Below are 22902 nucleotides of genomic sequence, written 5' to 3' on the forward strand. Positions count from 1 at the left end.
TGATATCTATTTCTTCAGGTCTGGATTAACTAACGGGGAAATCACCGCTAAAAGATCAGTTGCCAGCATACCGCGCGTTCCCTGCCGGTGGGCAATTTCGTCTGCGGCAGCGCCATGTACTACTGAACCCGCGCAGGCCGCATCAAATATATTGAGTTTCTGAGCCAGCAATCCGCCAATGATACCAGAAAGCACGTCGCCCATACCGCCGGATGCCATACCGGCATTGCCGACATCCGCCACAGCCATTTCGCCATGTTCACTGGCAATCAGGCTGCCTGCGCCTTTAAGCACCACCACACCACCATATTGGGCCGTGAGCTTCTGTGCCGAAAGTAAGCGGTCACTCTCAATTTCCTTCACGCTGCAACCGAGTAAACGGGCCGCTTCGCCGGGATGAGGCGTCAGTACGCGATTTTGCCGTTTCCGTGGATTGATTGCCAGCAGGTTAAGTGCATCAGCGTCCCATAAGGCTGGTTTATCCCATTCCGCCACGCGATCGACCGCCTGTTTGCCCCATTCTTTCTGGCCTAAACCGGGGCCGATGACTAATACATCTGCCCATTCAAGCCCATCATCCAGCGATTCTGCGGTGAGTTCCTTCACCATCAGTTCAGGTCTGGCTGTTAGTAAAGGACCTGCGTGCTCTTTGTGAGTGAGTACTCGCACTAGTCCGGCACCGGTACGCAGCGCGGCTTCCGACGCCATTCGTATAGCACCGGCAAAACCGGTATCGCCGCCAACGACCAGTAAACGCCCGTGTTCACCTTTATGAGAACATGGACGGCGCGGATGCAGCCATGTACCCAGCTGCGTCGCATCTAAACGTTGTAACGGCGCAAGATGTCCGCCCAGCCAGCTTTCCAGCCCGAGCGCATTACAATGCAATTTGCCGGTGTAATCGCGCGCCTGCCCGGTCAGTAAACCGGGTTTCAGGGCGATGAAACTGACAGTGTGTGTGGCGTGTACCGCCTTCCCCGCGGCCTGACCGGTTTGTGCGTCAAGACCGGAAGGAATATCCAATGAGACGACAGGCAAAGATGCTGAGTTGATAGCATCTATCAGCGCGTCATAAGGTGCGCGTGGAGCAGAAGACAAACCAGTGCCGAGCAAACCATCGATAATCAGATCAGCGTCATCCGGCCATGCCGATTCGGCAGTACGGACATCTCCGCCACTTTTCAGCCAGCCCTGTCGCGCCGTTTCCGCTTCTTCAGGCAACGGTTTACTGCCTTCTACAGCCAGCAGTGTCACGCGAATTCCGGCAGTTTTCGCCAGACGCGCCACTTCAAAGCCATCGCCGCCGTTATTGCCGTGGCCACTTAAAATCAGCCAGTGGCGTGTATGCGGAAACTCATGCTGCGCCAGCAAAAAAGCGGCTTTAGCCGCACGCTGCATCAGGGTAAACAGAGAAATCCCCGTTTCCTGCGCGGCCTGACGCTCAGCTTTTCGCAGCCAGTCAGCAGAAAACACGGAATGTGGTAAACTCGCCTCGTTTCGTTTTTCACGTTGGTTCGTCATGACACTCCCTCTCGATCTCGTTCAACTGGCTCAACATATCAAGCAATGGGGCCAATCGCTAGGCTTCCAGCAGGTTGGCATCTGCGATACAGACTTATCTGTTGAAGAGCCAAAACTGCAAGACTGGCTTGATAAACAATATCATGGCGAGATGGACTGGATGGCGCGCCACGGCATGCTGCGTGCCCGCCCGCATGAATTACTGCCCGGCACGCTGCGGGTGATCAGCGTGCGTATGAATTATCTGCCTGCCAAAGCCGCCTTTGCCAAAACCCTGAATAATCCGCAACTGGGTTACGTCAGCCGTTATGCCCTGGGGCGCGACTATCACAAGGTGTTGCGCCAGCGCCTGAAAAAACTGGGCGACATGATCCAGGCACATTGCACTGAACAGACGGATCAGACTGTCACTTTCCGTCCTTTTGTGGATTCCGCACCGGTCATGGAACGCCCGCTGGCGGCGAAAGCCGGTCTTGGCTGGGTTGGTAAACACTCACTTATTCTTAACCGTGATTCCGGCTCGTGGTTCTTTCTCGGGGAACTGCTGATTGATTTGCCTTTACCCGTCGATCAGCCCCAGGAAGAAAAATGCGGGAAATGCGTGGCGTGCATCACCACTTGTCCGACCGGCGCCATTGTCGCGCCTTATACCGTTGACGCCCGTCGCTGTATTTCCTACCTGACTATCGAACTCGAAGGCGCGATACCGGAAGAATTCCGCCCGCTGATGGGTAACCGCATCTATGGCTGCGATGACTGCCAGCTGATTTGCCCGTGGAACCGTTATTCACAACTGACTGATGAAGAAGATTTTAGTCCGCGTGCCGCGCTGCATGCGCCGGAACTGATGACTTTGTTTGGCTGGACGGAAGAAAAATTTTTACGCATCACGGAAGGATCGCCGATACGGCGTATCGGACATCTGCGCTGGCTGCGCAATATTGCGGTGGCATTGGGCAATGCGCCCTACTCGCCGGAAGTGATGAATTCTCTGCATTCACGTGAAGGGGAAAATGCGCTACTGGATGAACATATCAGCTGGGCTATCGCTCAACAGGTAGAAAGAAGAAATGAACATCGTGTCGAAGTGCAAACATTACAGCAGAAACGGCTGATTCGCGCGGTGGAAAAAGGTTTGCCAAGGGATGCATAACATTTCCCAAAAAACGCTGATCTGCATTGCATAATTTTCTGTGCATAAAAATAAAAATGCTTTGCCAATCAAGTGCAAAAAAAAGAGCAAGAGATCGTCATAACGTTTCGTTATAAATTCATTACTATTTAAATCAATAAGTTAGATTTTGGCAATATGGCAAGCGCAGAAAACAGACAGTGTAAAAAAACAACTAAACCTGTGGATAAGTCTGTTTAAAAAAATAATACAAACCGTGTAATGATTGTTTCATTCGCGCACGAAATATGCACCAGAAAGGCATAAAGAAATGATTTTGTATCGAAGAAGAAAATTGGAGCGGGAAACGAGACTCGAACTCGCGACCCCGACCTTGGCAAGGTCGTGCTCTACCAACTGAGCTATTCCCGCATTGAAGTGTCTGGCATCTGCTGTACTGTCATTTACAAAAAAGTACAGTCTTTGAAATTTTGGAGCGGGAAACGAGACTCGAACTCGCGACCCCGACCTTGGCAAGGTCGTGCTCTACCAACTGAGCTATTCCCGCGTCGCATGGCACTGCATTTTCTACATCTAGAATCTTTAAATCTGTACAACTTAAAAATTTGGAGCGGGAAACGAGACTCGAACTCGCGACCCCGACCTTGGCAAGGTCGTGCTCTACCAACTGAGCTATTCCCGCTCTGCGCACTCAACGAAATTCTTCATCGGTACGGGGTGCGCATTATACGAGAAATCCTTTCTGCCGCAAGCCCCTGAAAGCAAAAAAATGAATTTTTCGTTCAAGTGCTGATTAAACCACCAACCCGGTGATTTAATCAGCGAAACACGGTGATTTCGTGTTCCGCGGCGTAATAAAAAAGATTTCAGGTATATCCAAGAAAGCTTAAAGCTGGATGAAGTGCTCACGGTAATACGCCAACTCGGCCACGGATTCACGGATATCATCCAGTGCCTGATGGGTATTCTGCTTCTTAAAGCCGCCCAGCACTTCCGGCTTCCAGCGACGCGCAAGTTCTTTGAGCGTGCTGACGTCCAGATAGCGATAATGGAAATACGCTTCCAGCTCCGGCATGTACTTAAACAGGAAACGTCTGTCTTGCCCGACGCTGTTGCCACAAATCGGCGATTTACCTGCCGGAACCCACTCGCGCAGGAACTCGATGGTTTTTTGCTGCGCCGCATTGTCATCAAACGGGCTGGCTTTTACACGTTCAACCAGACCGCTGCCGGTGTGCGTGCGCACATTCCAGTCATCCATCAGCGCCAGCTGAGCGTCAGACTGATGTACTGCCATCACCGGCCCTTCAGCCAGAATGTTCAGATGCGCGTCGGTCACCAGCGTCGCAATCTCGATAATACGGTCACGTTCAGGATCCAGACCGGTCATTTCCAGGTCGATCCAAATTAAGTTCGAGTCATTTGCAGCCATGATGTGTCCTGTTACAAAGTAGAGAGTTGACGGAGATCTCCGTCATTCGGGCATTTAATATAAAATAGCTGGTATCATAGTCGTTTTGGTCGCACCGAGCGATTAAAGCCAGTCAAGTGAGGCGCAGTGACTAAGTCAAAACTGTCTAAAGGGCAACAACGTCGCGTTCAGACTAACCATCAGCGTCGTCTGACACAGACCGACAAACGGAAAGAGCTGGACGATTCTCTGCATGGCGAACCGCAGGACGGCGTTGTCATCAGCCGTTTCGGGATGCATGCGGACGTTGAAGCGGCCGACGGCAGCCAGCACCGTTGCAATATCCGCCGTACCATCCGTTCTCTGGTCACCGGTGACCGCGTTGTTTGGCGCGCCGGGGAAAACACCAGTGTGAAAGGTATCGTCGAGGCGGTACACGAACGCACATCCGTTCTGACACGCCCTGATTTCTATGATGGCGTAAAACCCATCGCCGCGAACATTGACCAGATTGTCATTGTCTCCGCCATTCTTCCGGAACTGTCGCTGAATATTATCGACCGTTATCTGGTTGCGTGCGAAACCGTTGAAGTTGAGCCGCTGATTGTGCTCAACAAAATTGATCTGCTCGACGACGAAGGTCGTAAATTCGTTCAGGGCATGATGGATATCTATCGCAATATTAATTACCGCGTACTCGAAGTGTCGAGTCAGACCGGCGAAGGCATGCCGGCGTTTGAAAAAGCGCTGACCGACCGCATCAGTATTTTCGCGGGTCAGTCCGGTGTGGGGAAATCGAGCCTGCTGAACGCTCTTCTGCCACCGGATGAAAAACAAATTGTGGTGAATGAAGTCTCTGATAACTCAGGTCTGGGTCAGCACACCACCACCGCCGCGCGTCTGTATCACTTCCAGCATGGCGGTGATGTGATCGATTCTCCGGGCGTGCGTGAATTTGGTCTGTGGCACCTTGCGCCAGAGCAAATCACCCAGGGCTTTGTCGAATTCCGTCCTTTCCTCGGCTACTGTAAATTCCGTGACTGCAAACACGGCAGTGATCCGGGATGTGCGATCCGCGACGCCGTAGACCGTGGCGAAATTGCCGAAGAACGTTTCGACAACTACCACCGTATTTTGGAAAGCATGGAAGACGTAAAAACGCGTAAAAACTTTGACGCGCTTTAATGCTAATTAATTGAATTAACATGTTAATGGCAAACGGGTGAAGTTAACGGAAGTTGAACCGTTGATTTCACCCCGTTACAATCCTCCGCCATACAACACTGCGTGACCCTGAACAAGATTCAGGGTTTCCTGCAAAATGGCCGGTAACACCGGTCATTCATTCCATCCAAGAGGTTCTCCCCGTGCTGGACAGTATCAAAATCAAACTGCAACACTTACTTCCTAAACAAGGACTGACCCGTCTTGCAGGCTGGGGCGCAGATAAACGCGCAGCCACGCTGACCCACTGGGTAATCAAAGCGTTTGCGCGTTTTTATAACGTGGACATGAAAGAAGCACAAAATCCGGATCTGAAATCTTACGCGACATTCAACGAATTCTTCGTTCGTCCGCTGCGTGATGGCGCACGTCCGGTAGTCAGCGGCTTAGACATGCTTTGCCTGCCAGCCGACGGTGCAGTCAGCCAGTTAGGCGCAATTACCGATGGCAAACTCTTCCAGGCGAAAGGCCATTTCTACAGTTTAGAAGCGCTGCTGGCGGGTAACTATCTGCTGGCTGAGCAGTTCAAAGACGGCCAGTTCGCCACCATTTATCTGGCACCGCGCGATTATCACCGCGTGCATATGCCGTGCGACGGCGTGCTGTGCGAAATGATTTATGTGCCGGGCGATTTGTTCTCTGTAAATCCGCTGACCGCTGCCAACGTGCCAAATCTGTTCGCCCGTAACGAGCGGGTCATCTGCGTCTTTGATACTGAATTTGGGCCGATGGTGCAGATTCTGGTCGGGGCAACGATTGTCGGCAGTATCGAAACCGTCTGGGCAGGCTGTGTCACGCCACCGCGTGAAGGCATCATCAAGCGCTGGACCTATCCGGCTGCAGGCTTAGAAGGTGCCATCGCACTGGAAAAAGGTCAGGAAATGGGCCGCTTCAAGCTGGGTTCTACAGTGATCAACCTGTTTGCCGCCAACCAGACCCGTTTCATGCCAAATCTGAAAAACGGCACCGTCACCCGCATGGGCGAACCATTCGCCGAAGCTCTGCGCACCCCCGCAACTGCAACGGTAGAACCGGTAGTTGTTGAGCCGGTGGTCATAGAACCAGTAGTTGCAGAACCAGCAGTCGGGGAACCTGTGGCCGCAGAAGCGCCTGTCACAAAAGAAACACCGGCTGGTGTGGCGACAGCTGAACCACAAGCGCCTAAAGACTACTAAGTTCAGACTGAACTGACATAAAGAACTGAAAAAAAGGATGTGACCGAGTGCGCCTGATCCCCGCCTTGCTGATGAGTGTATTGCTGTCCCTGCCATTGATGGCGGGTGCAGCGCCAACTGAAGATCAGCTCAAACAGGAACTGAAACAGGCGGAAGCCAACAAAGAAATGGCCAATCAGACGCAGGTAGTTGAGGCGCTGCAAAGCGCACTCAACTGGCTGAATGAAGCCAGTGTTTCAGCCGGTCGCACCGAACAGTACCAAAGAGTCATTGATGACTTTCCAAAACTGACGCAGGCCCTGCGTCTGGAATTACAAAATCAGCCGGATAAACCGCCAGCGGTTGATGACAGCATTCCCACCGCTCAGCTCGAGCAGCAAATTCTGCAGGTCAGCAGCCAGCAGCTGGAAGAAACCCGTCAGTTACGCCAGGAGCAGGACCGTTCCCGCGATATCAGCGATTCTCTCAGCCTGATCCCGCAGCAACAGTCTGAAGCCCGTAATGCGCTCGGTGACATTGAGCAGCGGATGCAGGCGGCTGCGACGGCTGCGACGTCATCCCCTCTCGCACAGGCGCAACTCAGTGCGCTGCAGGCTGAATCTGCCGCGCGAAAAGCCAAAGTCGATGAGCTCGAGCTGGCTCAGCTTTCTGCCAATAACCGGCAGGAACTGTCGCGGATGCGCACCGATCTCTACAAAAAGCGCGCCGATTATCTGGATCAACAATTACAGGCTTTACGCAATACGCTCAATAATCAGCGCCAGCGTGAAGCCGAACAGGCGCTTGAAAAAACCGAGCTGCTGGCCGAGCAAAGTGGCGAACTGCCGCATTCTATCAGCCAGCAGTTACAGTCCAACCGCGAGTTGTCACTGGCACTGAATCAACAGGCGCAGCGGATGGATCTGATTTCCTCCCAGCAGCGTCAGGCTGCCGCTCAGACTCAGCAAGTACGTCAGGCGATTAATACCATTCGCGAACAGGCGCAGTGGCTGGGCGCGTCTAATCTTCTGGGAGAAACGCTGCGGGCGCAGGTAGCACGTCTGCCGGATATGCCGAAACCGCAACAGCTTGACCGCGATATGGGCCAGCTGCGCGTTCAGCGTCTGCATTATGAAGATCTCCTCGATAAGCAGCCGATTTACCGTCAGGCAAGGCAGGACGACGGTAAACCGCTGACCGCGGCACAGCAGAAAATTCTCGATGCCCAGTTGCGGACTCAGCGTGATTTGCTCAATTCCCTGCTCTCGGGCTGCGATACACAAATTCTTGAACTGACCAAGCTGAAAGTGGCCAACAGCCAGCTGGTCGAAGCGTTGAATGACGTACATGAAGCCGCGCACCGCTATCTGTTCTGGGTGGCGGACGTCAGCGCTATCGGGATTTCTTATCCGGTGCAGGTGGCACATGATCTGAAACGTCTGGTCTCGCTCGATTCACTGACCCAGCTTGGTGGCGCTTCCATGATGATGGTCACCAGTAAAGAAACGCTGCTGCCGCTGTTCGGTGCGCTGATTCTGGTGATTATCAGCATCAGTTCCCGCAAGCACTATTACGCATTCCTGGCGCGCGCCAGCAGCAAGGTCGGCAAAGTCACGCAGGATCATTTCTCGCTGACGATGCGCACCGTATTCTGGTCGATTCTGGTGGCAATGCCGCTGCCGGTGTTGTGGGCCGCGCTTGGCTTCGGCCTGCAAAGTGCCTGGCCGTATCCGATTGCGGTAGCGATTGGTGATGGCGTGACTGCCACGTTGCCCATTCTGTGGGCGTTTATGGTCAGCGCCGCGCTGGCACATCCTCAGGGATTATTTGTGGCACACTTCGGCTGGCCCCAGCGAGCCGTTTCACGCGCACTGCGCTATTACGCGTTGTCCATCTGGGTAATGGTGCCGCTGATTATGGCGCTGATTACCTTCGATAATCTGAATGACCGCGAATTCTCCAACACGCTCGGGCGGTTATGCTTCGTCATTCTGTGTCTGGTGGTGGCGCTGGTGACTCACAGCCTGAAACGTGCCGGTATTCCGCTGTATCACGATAAAAAGGGCAACAGCGAAAACGTCATCAACAATACGCTGTGGTGGATGCTGCTGGGCGCGCCGATTGTCGCTGCACTGGCCTCGCTGCTGGGCTATCTGGCGACGTCACAGGCGCTGCTGGCGCGTCTGGAAACCTCAGTCGCCATTTGGTTCGTCCTGCTGGTGATTTATCACATTATCCGCCGCTGGATGCTGATTCAGCGCCGCCGTATCGCATTTGAGCGCGCCAAACAGCGCCGTGCAGAAATGCTGAATCAGCGCGCCCGTGGCGAGGAAGATGCGAATCATATCAGCACCAGTAATGAAGGCACGGTTGAAGTAGAAGAACCGGTGGTCGATCTGGATGCGATCTCCGCGCAATCGCTGCGCCTCGTTCGTTCACTGCTGACGCTGATCGCGCTGATCTCGGTGATCTTCCTGTGGTCTGAGATCCACTCAGCCTTCTCGTTCCTGGAAAATATTCATCTGTGGCAGGTTTCCTCCACCGTGCAGGGCGTGGAAAGCATGCAGCCGATCACGCTGGGATCTGTGCTGATCGCCATTCTGGTGCTGATTATCACCACGCAGCTGGTACGTAATCTGCCCGCGTTGCTGGAACTGGCCTTGCTGCAACATCTGGATCTGACGCCGGGCACCGGTTATGCCGTGCTGACCGTAACCAAATACGTGTTGCTGCTGATTGGTGGACTGACCGGCTTCTCGCTGATCGGCATCGAATGGGCAAAACTGCAATGGCTGGTCGCCGCGCTCGGTGTCGGTCTCGGCTTTGGTTTGCAGGAGATCTTCGCCAACTTTATTTCCGGCCTGATCATCTTGTTTGAAAAACCGATCCGTATCGGCGATACCGTGACGATCCGCAATCTGACCGGCAGCATCACTAAGATCAACACCCGTGCCACCACGATTGCCGACTGGGACCGCAAAGAGATTATCGTGCCGAACAAGGCCTTTATCACCGAACAGTTCATCAACTGGTCTCTGTCTGATTCGGTAACCCGTGTGGTACTGACCGTTCCTGCTCCGTCGGAAGCCAACACGGAAGAAGTGACGGAAATTCTGCTCAATGCGGCGCACCGCTGCTCGCTGGTGCTGGATATGCCTGCGCCGGAAGCTTATCTGGTCGATCTGCAGCAGGGGATCCAGATTTTCGAACTGCGCATGCATGCCGCTGAAATGGCACACCGTATGCCGCTTCGCCACGAAATCCATCAGCTGATCCTGGCCGGATTCCGTGAGCACGGCATTACCCTGCCGTTCCCGCCATTCCAGGTGCGGATGGAAACGCTGCATCGTGCGCAAAATGGTAATAACGCGACCTTTACCAGCAGTAGCGGCAGTGGCCGCAGCGGGAACAGTTCGCGCTCACCGGGCGATTTATAGCAGTCGATTTATAGCGCTTAAGTAAGCAGTTAAAGAACAGCAAAAAGGGCAGATTTCTCTGCCCTTTTTTACGCCACAATTTTACGTGCCGGAATTAAATATCTGCGATCAGCGCCGCTGCCGCTTTACGGTGATGTGATATCAGCGATTTGATATCCATGCCGACGATTTGGCCGTCGATCACCCGCCATATACCGCCAACCATTACCCGGTCGGCTTTTTCCGCACCACACAATAACAGTGCGGCAATCGGATCATGACTGCCGCTGAAACGTAATTCATCGAGTTTAAACAGCGCCAGATCGGCCTGTTTACCTACTGCAATCTGACCAATATCATCGCGTCCGATAAGTGTTGCCGAGCCGCGCGTCGCCCAGCCCAGCACTCTTTCCGGCGTGACGTATTCTGCCCCGTATTTCAGACGTTGCAGATACAAGGCCTGTCGCGCTTCATACATCAGATTCGAGGCATCGTTCGACGCCGAACCGTCCACGCCCAGACCGATTGGCACGCCTGCGGCTTCCAGATCCCGTGTGGGACACATGCCGGAAGCCAGCCGCATATTCGACACCGGACAATGGCAGATACCGGTTCCCGCTGCGCCCAGACGCCGGATTTCGTCGTCGTTAAAATGAATGCCGTGCGCCAACCACGTCCGGTCACTCAGCCAGCCGACGCTTTCCAGATAATCGACGGTGCGCAGGCCAAACATTTTCAGGCAAAACTGTTCTTCATCCAGCGTTTCCGCCAGATGCGTATGCAGCCGGACGTCTTCCCGCTGCGCCAGCATCGCACTCTCACGCATAATCTCTGTTGTGACAGAAAACGGTGAACACGGCGCCAGCGCAATCTGCATCCATGCGCCCTCACCGCGCTGGTGATAGCGGTCAATCAGACGCTGGCTGTCCTGTAAAATCACCTCGCCCGATTGCACCGTTTGTTCCGGTGGCAGACCGCCCTGTTCCTCGCCGAGACTCATCGAGCCGCGGGTCAGCAAAGCGCGCATGCCCAGTTCACGCACGACATCAACCTGCACGTCGATGGCTTCTTCCATGCCCTGTGGGAAAAGATAGTGGTGATCGGTGGTAGTCGTGCAACCGGAAAGCAGCAACTCAGCCATTGCGACGCGGCTGGCCAGTCTCAGCGCATCTGGCCCTAAACGCGCCCAAACGGGATAGAGCTTTTTCAGCCACGGAAATAACGGCACGTTGACCACGGGCGCCCAGGCGCGGGTCAGTGTCTGATAAAAATGGTGATGGGTGTTAATCAGCCCCGGCAGCAGAACAGATTCTGAGGCATCAAAGATATGATCCACCGGTTGTGAAGGCTGCTGACCGGCGGCCAGCAACTCAGTAATTTTCTGCCCTTCGATGACGATGCCGCCGCGGGCATCGAGTTCATTAGCGGTAAAAACGGCCAGCGGATTCTTGATCCACGTGCGTTGCTCTGACATGTCTGACTTCCTTTTTAAGGTCAGTAAATTCAAAAAGTGAGTCAGCTCAGTTATGCCCTGTCTGCTGATCCAGGGGCGCAACGCGCGGGAGATCAGTGAACTTTTACCTCTTCAGGGGCGATAGTCAGTCGTTCCGCCGGCATCAGGAGATTCAGCAGAATAGCGATAACGCCGCCGCTGGTCACCGCATGCCCGAAGATATTGCCGACGATTGGCGGGAACTGGCTGAGCACATCCGGCACGGCTTCAATGCCAAGACCGATGCCAAAGGCAATGGCGATAATCAGCATTTCGCGACGCCCGACCGGTGACTGCGTCATGATACGGATGCCCGCCGCGACTACGCTGCCAAACATCACCAGCGTTGCGCCGCCCAGAACGGGTGCCGGAATTTGCTGCAGGATTTCGCCGATAAACGGGAACAAGCCCAGTACTAATAATACCGCGCCGATATACATACCGACATAGCGACTGGCGACGCCGGTCATCTGGATAACACCGTTGTTTTGCGCAAAGGTCGTATTCGGGAACGAGGAAAATGCCGCGGCGATCAGACAGCTGATGCCGTCGGCCAGAATGCCGCCCTTAAGGCGTTTACGGAAGCTTTCCCCCTCAATTGGCTGCTGCGACAACATGCAGTTGGCGGTCAGATCGCCCACGGCTTCCAGAATGCTGATAAACGAGACCAGGGCGATCGGCACGAAAATAATCCAGTCGAATTTAAAGCCAAAACGGAAAAGTTGCGGCAACGCAAACCAGTCGCCTTGCAACGGTTTCGCACTAAGATGGCCGGTCAGTGCCGCGGCGAGGCAACCGACAACAATCCCCAGAACGATGGAGGAAAGACGCAGCCAGCGCACGTTAATACGGTTGCAGGCGACAATCACCAGCAACGTCAGTGCGCCCAGCCCGAGATTGGCCGGTGCGCCGAAATTCGTTGCGCCATGACCGCCCGCCCAGTCGGTAATACTGACTTTAATCAGGCTGATGCCGATCAGCGCAATGACGGTGCCGCTCACCAGTGGCGTAAACACGCGGCGCATCTGGCCGATAAACCGGCTGACTAGCAGCGGGATAAAGGCCGCAACAAAGTTCACCCCGAAAATCATCGCCATGATGTCTTCCGGCGAACCGCCGCGCCCTTTGACCATCATGCCGCCGGAGAGGATCACCCCCAAAAACGCAAAGCTGGTGCCCTGCAGACAAATCATGCCTGCGCCGACCGACATAAACCGGCGCGCCTGAATAAATGTCCCGATGCCGGACGCCAGTAAAGACATACTGATGAGATACGGCAGATACGCATTAAGCCCGAGAACCGAGCCGATAATCAGCGGCGGCGTGATAATCCCGACCACGCTCGCCAGCACATGCTGGATGGCGGTGAAAAATGCCGGTGCCGGTGCAATGCGTTCTTCCAGTCCATAAAGAAGTTCTTTGTCGTTGGATTCTGACATATCGGGTTTTCCGGATGATGAGTGATGATCCGGTAATGCATAAATCAGGCCAGCAGCAGAAAAATTTCAGTTAAGGCACCCGCAATGCCCTGTTGAAGCGGTTTGCCGACCGAAGCCTGACACTGAAACTTTAAAATCAGCGTTGCGCAATTTGAGTACTTTTGTTTCATGAAATGCGCGATTTTGGGTTTATTGCACAATAATGGGGCGTGAAAGGGATATTGAGGAGGGAGCCCTGACCTTGAGATCAGGGCTTAAACGTTTATCAGGCGCGTGTGACCGGGAAGGCCAGCACATCGCTCAGGCTGGCAGCGCCCAGCGCAATCATAATCAGACGGTCAACGCCCAGCGCCACACCCGAACACTCCGGCATACCATGTTCTAATGCATCCAGCAGATTGTTATCGATAGGATGCTGCGGCAGGCCACGCGCCGCACGCTTACGGTTGTCCTGCTCAAAACGCTGACGCTGCTCACGGCTATCGGTCAGCTCACGGAAACCGTTCGCCAGCTCGATGCCTTTGTAATAGACCTCGAAACGTTCCGCGACACGGTGATCTTCAGTGCTGATTTCTGCCAGAGACGCCTGGGTCGCCGGGAAGTGATAAACGAACGTCGGTTTATCGCGACCGATATGCGGCTCAACGCCCATGGTAAACAGCAACTGCAACAGCGTATCGCGATCTTCTTCGGTATCCGCGATATTGGACAAATCCAGTTTCGCCGCAGCTTCGCGCAGCTCGGTTTTATCGGCAGATAACGGGTCTACATTCAGATGGCGGGTAAATGCCTGCTGATAAGACAACGTTTCAGCTGTATCGCAGTCGAGGACCTGCTGGAGTAAATCATCCACTTCATTCATCAGGCGGTACATGTCATAACGCGGACGATACCATTCGAGCATGGTGAATTCAGGATTGTGATGACGGCCCGCTTCCTCATTACGGAAACTGCGTCCCATCTGATAAATCGGTCCGCTGCCTGCTGCCAGCAGACGTTTCATGTGATATTCCGGGCTGGTCATCAGATATAACGTCATGCCATCAGCCGCCCCCGGCCCGACAAAACGCGTCTCGAACGGCACCAGATGAATGTCGGTCACCGTGGCCTGGCTCATTGCCGGAGTTTCAACTTCCAGTACGCCGCGATCGGCAAAGAAACGTCGAATCTCAGCGAGGATAGCCGCACGCTTCAACAAATTGGCGACAGGAGCACTGGGTTGCCAGCTTGCTGTTTCGCTCATGGTGATTTACTCCGAATTCAGAAAAGTCATGCAGTCTACCCGCATCCCCGCAGGCAAACAAATATCTCATTTTGCGAAGCGTGAAGCAGATAAAGCCCAAATGCGCGATCACATCAAATTACCACCCCTACCCCTTTGGTATGATAATTCCCTTACAAATAATAAGAATATTACCCGCCGGGACAGCGCCTGTATGTCATCGGGGTTCACTAACTCTTCGATTATGAAGAGCTTTTCGCGGGTGTTTCAAACCCGATCTCATTGATGATAGTGGAGGAATGCAGTGCAAACCTTTAACGCCGACATTGCAATTATAGGTGCAGGTGGGGCGGGTTTACGCGCAGCAATAGCCGCAGCGGAAGCCAATCCCAACCTGAATATCGCGTTGATTTCGAAAGTGTACCCTATGCGCAGTCACACCGTGGCAGCCGAAGGCGGTTCTGCCGCTGTAACGCAAGATCACGACAGCTTTGATTTTCACTTCCAGGATACCGTTTCCGGAGGCGACTGGCTGTGTGAGCAGGACGTGGTAGATCATTTCGTTCATCAATGCCCGACTGAAATGGCCCAGCTTGAGCTGTGGGGTTGCCCCTGGAGCCGTAAGGATGATGGTTCAGTCAATGTCCGCCGCTTTGGTGGAATGAAGATCGAACGCACGTGGTTTGCGGCGGATAAAACCGGCTTCCACATGCTGCACACGCTGTTCCAGACCTCACTGAAATACCCGCAAATCAAACGCTTCGACGAGCATTTCGTTCTCGACATTCTGGTTGATGAAGGCCAGGTGCGCGGCGTGGTCGCCATCAATATGATGGAAGGCACACACGTGCAAATCCGTGCCAACGCGGTAGTCATGGCCACTGGCGGCGCAGGCCGCGTTTACCGCTACAACACCAACGGCGGTATAGTTACTGGTGACGGTATGGGTATGGCGTTCCGTCACGGCATTCCGCTGCGTGATATGGAGTTCGTGCAATATCATCCTACCGGCCTGCCGGGTTCCGGCATTCTGATGACAGAAGGCTGCCGTGGTGAAGGCGGTATTCTGGTTAATAAAGACGGTTACCGTTATTTGCAGGATTACGGCATGGGACCGGAAACGCCGCTGGGTGAGCCGAAAAATAAATACATGGAGCTGGGTCCGCGCGACAAAGTTTCTCAGGCCTTCTGGCACGAATGGCGTGCTGGCCGAACCATCTCAACGCCGCGTGGCGACGTTGTGTATCTGGATCTACGTCATCTCGGCGAGAAGAAACTGCGCGAACGTCTGCCGTTCATTTGTGAGCTGGCAAAAGCTTACGTCGGCGTCGATCCGATTACCGATCCGATCCCTGTGCGCCCGACCGCGCACTACACCATGGGTGGTATCGAAACGGATGCGCAGTGTGAAACCCGCATCAAAGGACTGTTTGCGGTCGGTGAATGTTCGTCCGTCGGTCTGCACGGCGCCAACCGACTGGGCTCCAACTCGCTGGCAGAACTGGTCGTGTTCGGGCGTATGGCCGGTGAAAAAGCCGCAGAACGCGCCGCCGAAACTAAAGACACCGGAAACAGCGCCGCACTCGACGCGCAGGTGCGTGATATCGAAAACCGTCTGGCCGCACTCATGGCGCAGGAAGGCAACGAAAGCTGGGCCGCCATCCGCGACGAAATGGGTCTGGCGATGGAAGAAGGCTGCGGGATTTACCGCACCACTGAGCTGATGCAAAAAACCATCGATAAGCTGGCCGAACTGAAAGAACGCTTCAAACGGGTGAAAATTCAGGATACCTCCAGCGTTTTCAATACGGATCTTCTGTACACCATCGAACTGGGACATGGTCTGGAAGTGGCCGAATGTATGGCACATTCCGCGATCAATCGTCGTGAATCACGCGGCGCGCACCAGCGTCTCGATGAAGGCTGTACAGAACGCGATGACGTGAATTTCCTCAAGCATACTCTGGCCTTTTATCAGCCAGATTCCGCCCCGCGTCTGGAATACGGAGACGTGAAAATTACCACGCTGCCACCGGCAAAACGCGTTTACGGCGGGGAATCTGAGACTCACGATAAAAAAGATAAGGAGCAATCACGTGGCTAAAATGCGCAGCCTGAAGGTTGAAATCATGCGCTATAACCCGGAAACGGACAGCGCGCCGCATCCGGTGGTGTATGACGTGCCTTTCGATGAAACAACGTCTCTGCTCGATGCTCTGGGCTATATCAAAGACCATCTGGCCGCTGACCTTTCTTATCGCTGGTCATGCCGTATGGCAATTTGTGGCTCGTGCGGAATGATGGTCAATCGGGTGCCGAAGCTGGCCTGCAAAACCTTCCTGCGGGAATATCCTGAAGGTATGCAGATTGAGGCATTAGGTAACTTCCCGGTTGAGCGTGACCTGGTGGTCGATATGACCCACTTTATCGAAAGTCTGGAAGCTATCAAACCTTACATCATCGGCAATACCCGCACGGTCGGAGAAGGGCCGGGTAAACAAACGCCTGCACAAATGGAGAAATACCATCAGTTCTCAGGCTGCATCAACTGCGGTTTGTGTTACGCCGCCTGCCCGCAGTTTGGCCTGAATCCGGAATTCATCGGCCCGGCCGCTATCACGCTGGCGCACCGCTACAACCTCGATAACCGTGACCACGGCAAGGCACAACGTATGCCGCAGTTAAACGGTCAGAACGGGGTCTGGAGCTGTACGTTTGTCGGTTATTGCTCCGAAGTCTGTCCGAAGCACGTTGACCCCGCCGCAGCCATTCAGCAAGGTAAAGTCGAAAGCTCCAAAGACTTCATGATAGCGAGGCTGAGACCGCAATGAGGGAGGAAAATATGACGACTCAAAGTACGGGCAGCAAACGTAAACCCTATGTGCGTGAGATGAAAGCCAGCTGGTGGAAGAGCTTACCGTTCTACCGTTTCTATATGCTGCGCGAAGGCACAGCGGTGCCGGCTGTCTGGTTCAGCATTTTGCTGCTGGCCGGAGTTTTCTCGTTACGTAACGGGCCGGAAAGCTGGGCGGGTTTTGTACATTTTCTGCAAAACCCGATAGTCATACTGATTAACCTGATAGCCTTGCTTGCGGCCCTGCTGCATACCAAAACCTGGTTCGAACTGGCGCCAAAAGCGTCCATCGTGGTGGTAAAAGGTAAAAAAATGGGACCGGAACCGGTGATAGCCGGTTTCTGGGGTGTGACCATCGTCGTGACGCTGGTTGTTCTCGCCATCGCGCTGTTTCTTTAAGGAGGCGACATGAAAAATACTCTTCCTAAACGTTCAGACGAGCCGGTATTCTGGGGATTGTTTGGTGCGGGCGGTATGTGGAGCGCGATTTTCGCGCCGGTGATGATTCTGCTGGTGTGCTTCCTGCTGCCGCTGGGTTTCTTCCCCGGCGACGCACTGAGCTATCCGCGCGTGCTGGCGTTTGCACAGAGCTGGATCGGACGCCTGTTCCTGCTGCTGATGATCGTGCTGCCCATCTGGTGCGGACTGCACAGGATCCATCACTCTATGCATGACCTGAAGATCCACGTTCCTGCCGGAAAATGGGTATTCTATGGACTGGCGACGATCTTAAGCATCGTCACTCTAATTGTGCTGATCCGCCTCTGATCCTCAAAGATCGGACTTTGCAGCGGCCATTTCTCTGGCCGCTGTTTTCATTCCTGCTCCCCCCATTTCCCCTTTTCCTTTTTGTTACCTACACTTAGATAAAATCCTAAGGAAGGAAACTTTATGCGCATCTGGTCAAAACTTAGCGTTATCTTTACGGCACTCATGTCCGTTGCCTGTAGCGTCACGCCACCCGCCGACGTCAAAGTCGTCAATAACTTCGAACTTACCCGCTATCTGGGTACATGGTATGAAGTCGCCAGACTGGATCATAGTTTTGAAAGTGGACTTGAGCGCGTGACGGCCAATTACAGCCTGCGTGACGATGGCGGTGTGAAAGTGATTAACCGCGGGTTTAATCCGCAGAAGAACAAATGGCAGGAAAGCGAGGGCAAAGGTTACTTCACTGGATCACCCGCAAGAGCGGCACTCAAGGTATCATTCTTCGGCCCGTTCTATGGTGGCTATAACGTGATTGAACTGGATAAGGATTACCGCTACGCGCTGGTCTGCGGACCGGATAAAAGCTATTTGTGGATCCTGTCGCGTACACCGACGCTGGATGACGGCGTGAAGCAGAAGCTTCTGCAAACTGCGCAGCAATACGGGTTTGATACCAGTAAACTGGTGTGGGTGAAACAGCCTTAACTTCTTTTTTTCCGGCCCCCAGAAACAACACTGCCTGCATCAAAGTGCAGGCAGACTTCAGCTTACTTCACGTCATTCGCCGTTATTGCGCGCTTTTCTGGATTGCTTGCCCGCCGGCAGATACGTCTTCACCCACGCCACGCGTGGTGTTGCAGGCAGTTAACGCAGAAGACAGGATAAGAACAGACAAGACAGCGAGGATACTTTTCTTCAGCATATAAATTTCCTTCCTATAAGAGAATGTAAAGTACGACACCTTAAGTGTAGCTAACTTTCTGGATACAGAAGGAAACAGGCGGGATTTTAGGACTGTTGGTAAAACAAGGCTGAAGGGATCAGCCTGCTTTGGAAATCGCGCCACCCAGATGCTGGATGTCTTCACCGAAACCATGAACCGTGTTGCAGCCGGATAACGAAGCCAGCAACATCACTGAAACTACGATAAACATCATCTTCTTCAACATGGTAAACACAATCCAATTCAACTAGTTGGGGCTGAAAAGCTGCGACAGGCTTTCACCTGCGGCAGCTTTCATCCGACGTAATAAGTATTGAAACTTATTTAACGCGGGAAACGTATTCGCCAGAGCGGGTGTCACAACGGACGATCTCGCCGATCTGCACGAACAATGGCACTTTAACGACTGCGCCGGTGCTCAGGGTCGCTGGCTTGCCGCCAGTACCTGCGGTATCACCTTTCAGGCCCGGGTCAGTATCCACAACTTCTGCTTCGATGAAGTTCGGTGGCTGAACAGCGATAGGACGACCATCCCAAAGAGTCACGATACATTCGGCATTGTCTTGCAGCCATTTTGACGCTTCAGAAACGGTTTTAGCTTCAACACCGTGCTGCTCGAAAGTCTCAGGGTGCATGAAGTGGTAGAACTCACCGTCGTTGTACAGGTAAGTCATGTTGGTATCTACAACGTCAGCGCCTTCGCATGAGTCGGTAGATTTGAAGGTTTTTTCTACACGGGAACCGGTCAGCAAACGACGCATTTTAACGCGCGCAAAAGCCTGACCTTTGCCTGGTTTTACAAATACACTGTCTTCGATAGCGAAAGGCTCGCCCTCGAACATGATTTTAAGACCCGGACGGAAATCGTTGCTAGAATAAGTCGCCATGATGGCCCTCTAATTTTAAACTGGTATTAGCCAAAAAATGGCAAACATTGTAACCCTAAACACGCCATTTAGAGAAGATTGGTTGTATCAACTCGGCGATGTTATCACTGACCCGGATGAACTGCTTACTCTTCTGGCACTTAACGACAATGCAGAACTGGAAAGTGGGCGTGAAGCCCGTCGTTTGTTCCCGCTTCGCGTGCCCCGCGCCTTTGTGGCACGTATGCAGCCGGGCGATCCACAGGATCCTTTATTGCTTCAGGTATTGACCGCGCGCGAGGAATTTATCGCCGCACCGGGCTTTACCACCGACCCGCTTGATGAACAACGCAGCGTTGTTCCGGGTCTGTTGCACAAGTATAGCAATCGCGCCCTGTTACTGGTGAAAGGCGGATGTGCGGTGAATTGCCGCTACTGTTTCCGCCGTCATTTTCCGTATCAGGACAACCAGGGAAATAAGGCCAACTGGGTTCAGGCGCTGGATTATATCCGCACACGCCCCGAACTCGATGAAATTATTTTCTCCGGCGGCGATCCGCTAATGGCCAAAGATCACGAACTCGACTGGCTGATCGGTGAACTTGAAGGCATCGCGCACATTAAACGTCTGCGAATTCATACCCGTTTGCCGGTGGTTATTCCTGCACGTATCACAGATACCTTCTGCCAGCGCCTTGAAAAATCACGTCTTCAGGTACTGATGGTGACGCATATCAATCACGCCAATGAGATTGATGATGCCCTACGCGCCAGCATGGCGAAACTGAAACGCCACGGCGTGACGCTGCTCAATCAGAGCGTACTGCTGCGCGGCGTCAATGATTCCGCCGATGTACTGGCGATACTGAGCAATGCGCTGTTTGATACCGGTATTCTGCCTTACTACATCCACGTGCTGGATAAAGTCCAGGGCGCGGCGCATTTCATGGTGAACGACGACGAAGCGCGCGTCATCATGAAAGGGCTGATGAGTAAAGTTTCCGGATATATGGTGCCGAAACTCACCCGCGAGATTGGCGGCGAGCCGAGTAAAACCATTTTGGATCTGCGGCTGAAGCAGTCTTAACACATACTTCTTCCCCCAGCATACATGCAAAAAGGGATGCCATTGGCATCCCTTTATTCTATCTGGCATTCACGCAATTAAACGGCGTGCAGCCCGATTATGGGCACTTATAAACCTGGCCGACCATTTTGCTGTCAACGGGTGCAAAACTGGACAGGAAGTTCTGTGTCGGGCTGTTTGCACCATAAATGGTGTTGCCGCCCATCGCTGCCGCTTTGTTACGCAGGTCATTGGCTGCACCACGCATGGAGCTGCCGTCACCGCCGGTACCGGAGAACCAGTTGCTTTGGGCACCAGTGACTTCACCAAGCAGCTGACAATTTGCGCCTGGTTTGTCATCCGTGAATTTCACCTGCTGGCCCGCTGCATCCAGTTGATGAGTGGTACTGCACCCGGCAAGCAGCGCGATAGCTGACAGGCCCAGTAACATTTTAATCCGCATCACTTTCCCCATTTGTTTTTGTAATCACACAAAGCCTATCAGAAAACACCTGGCTCTCTTAGGCATCCGTTGCCACGTACGCCCAAGGTTTGCGCTATCGGTAAAAATCCGAAAACCACGCAGAAATGAGTCTACACGTTAAAGGCCGGCGACAATGAGAGTTATCTTACTGAACCTGATAAAAAATGGTCAAATAAAAAAACCCGGTCTTTTCAGACCGGGTTTCTTCAGTACGCTTAGTCAGACAGCAAAACTGCCTGCCGACCGGGCGTACCTGCGGATAAGCGCAGGGGGATGATGATTACATCATGCCGCCCATGCCGCCCATTCCACCCATACCGCCAGCGCCGCCCATATCGACTTTATCGTCTTTAGGCAGGTCGGTGATCATGCACTCAGTGGTGATCATCAGGCCAGCTACAGAAGACGCGTACTGCAGAGCAGAACGGGTCACTTTAGTTGGATCCAGGATACCCATTGCGATCATGTCGCCGTATTCTTCGGTATAAGCGTTGTAGCCGAAGCTGCCTTCGCCCGCTTTCACTTTGTTGGCGATAACAGAAGCTTCTTCGCCTGCGTTCACAACGATCTGACGCAGTGGAGATTCCATCGCGCGCAGTGCAACGCGGATACCCACGTTCTGGTCGTCGTTGTCGCCGGTCAGGTTAGCCAGGGTGTGAGCAACGCGGATCAGCGCAACACCACCACCAGCAACCACGCCTTCTTCTACCGCAGCACGGGTTGCGTGCAGGGCATCTTCAACGCGAGCTTTCTTCTCTTTCATTTCAACTTCAGTCGCTGCGCCAACTTTCAGAACAGCTACGCCGCCTGCCAGTTTAGCCACACGCTCTTGCAGTTTTTCGCGATCGTAATCAGAAGTCGCTTCTTCGATCTGCTGACGGATCTGAGAAACACGGCCCTGAATAGTTGCTTCTTCGCCAACGCCATCGATGATGATGGTGGTGTCTTTGTTGATAACAACGCGTTTAGCCTGACCCATGTCTTCCAGAGTCGCTTTTTCCAGTTCCAGACCGATCTCTTCAGAGATAACGGTACCACCGGTCAGAGTTGCAATGTCCTGCAACATAGCTTTACGACGATCGCCGAAGCCAGGTGCTTTAACCGCAGCCACTTTCACGATGCCACGCATGGTGTTCACAACCAGAGTCGCCAGGGCTTCGCCTTCAACGTCTTCAGCAATGATCAGCAGTGGTTTACCGGCTTTAGCAACGGCTTCCAGTACTGGCAGCATTTCGCGGATGTTAGAAATCTTTTTGTCAGCCAGCAGAATGAACGGGCTTTCCAGTTCGATTGAACCGGTTTCTGGTTTGTTGATGAAGTAAGGAGACAGGTAACCGCGGTCAAACTGCATACCTTCAACAACGTCCAGCTCGTCTTGCAGACCAGTGCCTTCTTCAACAGTGATGACGCCTTCTTTGCCTACTTTTTCCATCGCTTCTGCGATCAGTTTACCGACAGTTTCATCGGAGTTAGCAGAGATGGTACCAACCTGTGCAATGGCTTTAGAGTCAGAGCAAGGGACTGATAATTTTTTCAGTTCTTCAACCGCGTGGATGACAGCTTTGTCGATACCACGTTTCAGATCCATCGGGTTCATACCGGCGGCAACAGCTTTCAGGCCTTCGGTGATGATGGCTTGTGCCAGAACGGTTGCGGTAGTGGTACCGTCACCCGCTGCATCGTTCGCTTTGGACGCAACTTCTTTCACCATCTGTGCGCCCATGTTTTCGAACTTGTCTTCCAGTTCGATTTCACGCGCAACGGACACGCCATCTTTAGTAATGGTTGGTGCGCCGAAAGATTTGTCCAAAACCACGTTACGGCCTTTAGGGCCCAGGGTCACTTTTACTGCATCAGCAAGGATGTTTACGCCACGCAGCATTTTCACACGGGCGTCGTTACCGAATTTTACTTCTTTAGCTGCCATTGTTAATTTCCCTTAAATTCGTTCTGTTCAGAAAAAAGTG

General features: G+C 53.3%; 20 protein-coding genes and 3 tRNA genes. 10 read left to right on the top strand and 13 right to left on the bottom strand.

Features of this window, described 5'->3' with window-relative positions; translation table 11 throughout:
• Positions 1-6: 6 nt before the first annotated feature.
• Positions 7-1521, bottom strand: a complete 1515-nt coding sequence (gene nnr / locus J1784_RS16750) for a bifunctional ADP-dependent NAD(P)H-hydrate dehydratase/NAD(P)H-hydrate epimerase (RefSeq protein ID WP_217150171.1) — start codon at positions 1519-1521, stop codon at positions 7-9.
• On the opposite strand from nnr, the gene queG reads away from it, so the two are divergent.
• Entirely contained in the window at positions 1520-2674 is a 1155-nt protein-coding gene (gene queG, locus J1784_RS16755) for a tRNA epoxyqueuosine(34) reductase QueG (RefSeq protein WP_217150172.1), read from the top strand. The genes nnr and queG overlap by 2 nt on opposite strands.
• Before the next feature lie 314 nt (positions 2675-2988).
• Here the strand turns inward: queG and J1784_RS16760 are convergent.
• The 4 genes from J1784_RS16760 to orn all read right to left on the bottom strand — a co-directional run bounded on the left by J1784_RS16760 (position 2989) and on the right by orn (position 4085).
• A tRNA-Gly gene (locus tag J1784_RS16760) sits at positions 2989-3064 on the bottom strand.
• A 60-nt stretch (positions 3065-3124) separates the two neighbouring features.
• Positions 3125-3200 (bottom strand) — tRNA-Gly (locus J1784_RS16765).
• 59 nt (positions 3201-3259) lie between these two features.
• Positions 3260-3335: transfer RNA gene (locus J1784_RS16770), tRNA-Gly, on the bottom strand.
• A gap of 204 nt (positions 3336-3539) precedes the next feature.
• Entirely contained in the window at positions 3540-4085 is a 546-nt protein-coding gene (gene orn, locus J1784_RS16775; protein WP_217150173.1) for an oligoribonuclease, read from the bottom strand.
• A gap of 126 nt (positions 4086-4211) precedes the next feature.
• On the opposite strand from orn, the gene rsgA reads away from it, so the two are divergent.
• The 3 genes from rsgA (at position 4212) to mscM (ending at position 9879) form a co-directional block, all read left to right on the top strand.
• Positions 4212-5249: a small ribosomal subunit biogenesis GTPase RsgA gene (gene rsgA, locus J1784_RS16780; protein WP_120134194.1), complete on the top strand. Its 1038-nt coding sequence runs from the start codon at positions 4212-4214 to the stop codon at positions 5247-5249.
• Positions 5250-5431: 182 nt separating this feature from the next.
• Positions 5432-6463: an archaetidylserine decarboxylase gene (gene asd, locus J1784_RS16785; protein ID WP_217150174.1), complete on the top strand. Its 1032-nt coding sequence runs from the start codon at positions 5432-5434 to the stop codon at positions 6461-6463.
• 47 nt (positions 6464-6510) lie between these two features.
• Positions 6511-9879 (top strand): miniconductance mechanosensitive channel MscM, encoded by a 3369-nt coding sequence (mscM, locus tag J1784_RS16790; protein ID WP_217150175.1) that lies wholly within the window; start codon positions 6511-6513, stop codon positions 9877-9879.
• A gap of 94 nt (positions 9880-9973) precedes the next feature.
• Here mscM and J1784_RS16795 read toward each other — a convergent pair whose 3' ends face one another.
• From J1784_RS16795 to epmA, 3 genes are all read right to left on the bottom strand, one after another.
• On the bottom strand, positions 9974-11332 hold the full coding sequence (locus J1784_RS16795; protein WP_217150176.1) for an 8-oxoguanine deaminase: 1359 nt from the start codon (positions 11330-11332) through the stop codon (positions 9974-9976).
• Between the two features lie 92 nt (positions 11333-11424).
• Positions 11425-12789: a nucleobase:cation symporter-2 family protein gene (locus J1784_RS16800; protein ID WP_217150177.1), complete on the bottom strand. Its 1365-nt coding sequence runs from the start codon at positions 12787-12789 to the stop codon at positions 11425-11427.
• Between the two features lie 265 nt (positions 12790-13054).
• Entirely contained in the window at positions 13055-14032 is a 978-nt protein-coding gene (gene epmA / locus J1784_RS16805) for an elongation factor P--(R)-beta-lysine ligase (RefSeq protein ID WP_217150178.1), read from the bottom strand.
• A gap of 283 nt (positions 14033-14315) precedes the next feature.
• Between epmA and frdA the strand changes: the two genes are divergently transcribed.
• From frdA to blc, 5 genes are all read left to right on the top strand, one after another.
• Positions 14316-16115, top strand: a complete 1800-nt coding sequence (gene frdA, locus J1784_RS16810) for a fumarate reductase (quinol) flavoprotein subunit (RefSeq protein WP_217150179.1) — start codon at positions 14316-14318, stop codon at positions 16113-16115.
• A 1-nt stretch (position 16116) separates the two neighbouring features.
• A complete protein-coding gene (locus J1784_RS16815; RefSeq protein WP_238485574.1) occupies positions 16117-16842 on the top strand; it encodes a succinate dehydrogenase/fumarate reductase iron-sulfur subunit in 726 nt (241 codons plus the stop codon).
• An 11-nt stretch (positions 16843-16853) separates the two neighbouring features.
• Complete coding sequence (gene frdC / locus J1784_RS16820; protein WP_217150181.1) at positions 16854-17264, top strand: fumarate reductase subunit FrdC; 411 nt, start codon at positions 16854-16856, stop codon at positions 17262-17264.
• 9 nt (positions 17265-17273) lie between these two features.
• On the top strand, positions 17274-17633 hold the full coding sequence (frdD, locus tag J1784_RS16825; RefSeq protein ID WP_217150182.1) for a fumarate reductase subunit FrdD: 360 nt from the start codon (positions 17274-17276) through the stop codon (positions 17631-17633).
• A gap of 123 nt (positions 17634-17756) precedes the next feature.
• The gene (gene blc / locus J1784_RS16830; protein WP_217150183.1) at positions 17757-18281 is read left to right on the top strand and encodes an outer membrane lipoprotein Blc; all 525 of its coding nucleotides are present in this window, start codon (positions 17757-17759) and stop codon (positions 18279-18281) included.
• 82 nt (positions 18282-18363) lie between these two features.
• On the opposite strand, the gene J1784_RS16835 is transcribed toward blc, so the two are convergent.
• The 3 genes from J1784_RS16835 to efp form a co-directional block, all read right to left on the bottom strand.
• Positions 18364-18498 carry an entericidin A/B family lipoprotein gene (locus J1784_RS16835; RefSeq protein ID WP_120134205.1) on the bottom strand — a complete coding sequence of 45 codons (135 nt, stop codon included), beginning with the start codon at positions 18496-18498 and terminating at the stop codon, positions 18364-18366.
• Positions 18499-18616: 118 nt separating this feature from the next.
• Positions 18617-18745 (bottom strand): entericidin A/B family lipoprotein, encoded by a 129-nt coding sequence (locus J1784_RS16840; RefSeq protein ID WP_013573743.1) that lies wholly within the window; start codon positions 18743-18745, stop codon positions 18617-18619.
• Positions 18746-18839: 94 nt separating this feature from the next.
• Entirely contained in the window at positions 18840-19406 is a 567-nt protein-coding gene (efp, locus tag J1784_RS16845) for an elongation factor P (protein WP_101078258.1), read from the bottom strand.
• A 37-nt stretch (positions 19407-19443) separates the two neighbouring features.
• Here efp and epmB point away from each other — a divergent pair, with 37 nt between their 5' ends.
• Entirely contained in the window at positions 19444-20472 is a 1029-nt protein-coding gene (epmB, locus tag J1784_RS16850) for an EF-P beta-lysylation protein EpmB (protein ID WP_217150184.1), read from the top strand.
• Between the two features lie 97 nt (positions 20473-20569).
• On the opposite strand, the gene J1784_RS16855 is transcribed toward epmB, so the two are convergent.
• Complete coding sequence (locus J1784_RS16855) at positions 20570-20914, bottom strand: DUF4156 domain-containing protein (RefSeq protein ID WP_120134227.1); 345 nt, start codon at positions 20912-20914, stop codon at positions 20570-20572.
• A gap of 301 nt (positions 20915-21215) precedes the next feature.
• Positions 21216-22862: a chaperonin GroEL gene (gene groL, locus J1784_RS16860; RefSeq protein ID WP_120134208.1), complete on the bottom strand. Its 1647-nt coding sequence runs from the start codon at positions 22860-22862 to the stop codon at positions 21216-21218.
• Positions 22863-22902 lie beyond the last annotated feature (40 nt).

This window comes from Rahnella ecdela, assembly GCF_019049625.1.
Lineage (GTDB): Bacteria > Pseudomonadota > Gammaproteobacteria > Enterobacterales > Enterobacteriaceae > Rahnella > Rahnella ecdela.

Coding starts and splice junctions, on each gene's coding strand:
- queG (WP_217150172.1), top strand. CDS start 1,520: ATGACACTCCCTCTCGATCTCGTTCAACTGGCTCAACATATCAAGCAA.
- nnr (WP_217150171.1), bottom strand. CDS start 1,521: ATGACGAACCAACGTGAAAAACGAAACGAGGCGAGTTTACCACATTCC.
- orn (WP_217150173.1), bottom strand. CDS start 4,085: ATGGCTGCAAATGACTCGAACTTAATTTGGATCGACCTGGAAATGACC.
- J1784_RS16795 (WP_217150176.1), bottom strand. CDS start 11,332: ATGTCAGAGCAACGCACGTGGATCAAGAATCCGCTGGCCGTTTTTACC.
- J1784_RS16800 (WP_217150177.1), bottom strand. CDS start 12,789: ATGTCAGAATCCAACGACAAAGAACTTCTTTATGGACTGGAAGAACGC.
- epmA (WP_217150178.1), bottom strand. CDS start 14,032: ATGAGCGAAACAGCAAGCTGGCAACCCAGTGCTCCTGTCGCCAATTTG.
- J1784_RS16815 (WP_238485574.1), top strand. CDS start 16,117: ATGCGCAGCCTGAAGGTTGAAATCATGCGCTATAACCCGGAAACGGAC.
- frdC (WP_217150181.1), top strand. CDS start 16,854: ATGACGACTCAAAGTACGGGCAGCAAACGTAAACCCTATGTGCGTGAG.
- frdD (WP_217150182.1), top strand. CDS start 17,274: ATGAAAAATACTCTTCCTAAACGTTCAGACGAGCCGGTATTCTGGGGA.
- blc (WP_217150183.1), top strand. CDS start 17,757: ATGCGCATCTGGTCAAAACTTAGCGTTATCTTTACGGCACTCATGTCC.
- J1784_RS16835 (WP_120134205.1), bottom strand. CDS start 18,498: ATGCTGAAGAAAAGTATCCTCGCTGTCTTGTCTGTTCTTATCCTGTCT.
- J1784_RS16840 (WP_013573743.1), bottom strand. CDS start 18,745: ATGTTGAAGAAGATGATGTTTATCGTAGTTTCAGTGATGTTGCTGGCT.
- efp (WP_101078258.1), bottom strand. CDS start 19,406: ATGGCGACTTATTCTAGCAACGATTTCCGTCCGGGTCTTAAAATCATG.
- epmB (WP_217150184.1), top strand. CDS start 19,444: ATGGCAAACATTGTAACCCTAAACACGCCATTTAGAGAAGATTGGTTG.
- J1784_RS16855 (WP_120134227.1), bottom strand. CDS start 20,914: ATGCGGATTAAAATGTTACTGGGCCTGTCAGCTATCGCGCTGCTTGCC.
- groL (WP_120134208.1), bottom strand. CDS start 22,862: ATGGCAGCTAAAGAAGTAAAATTCGGTAACGACGCCCGTGTGAAAATG.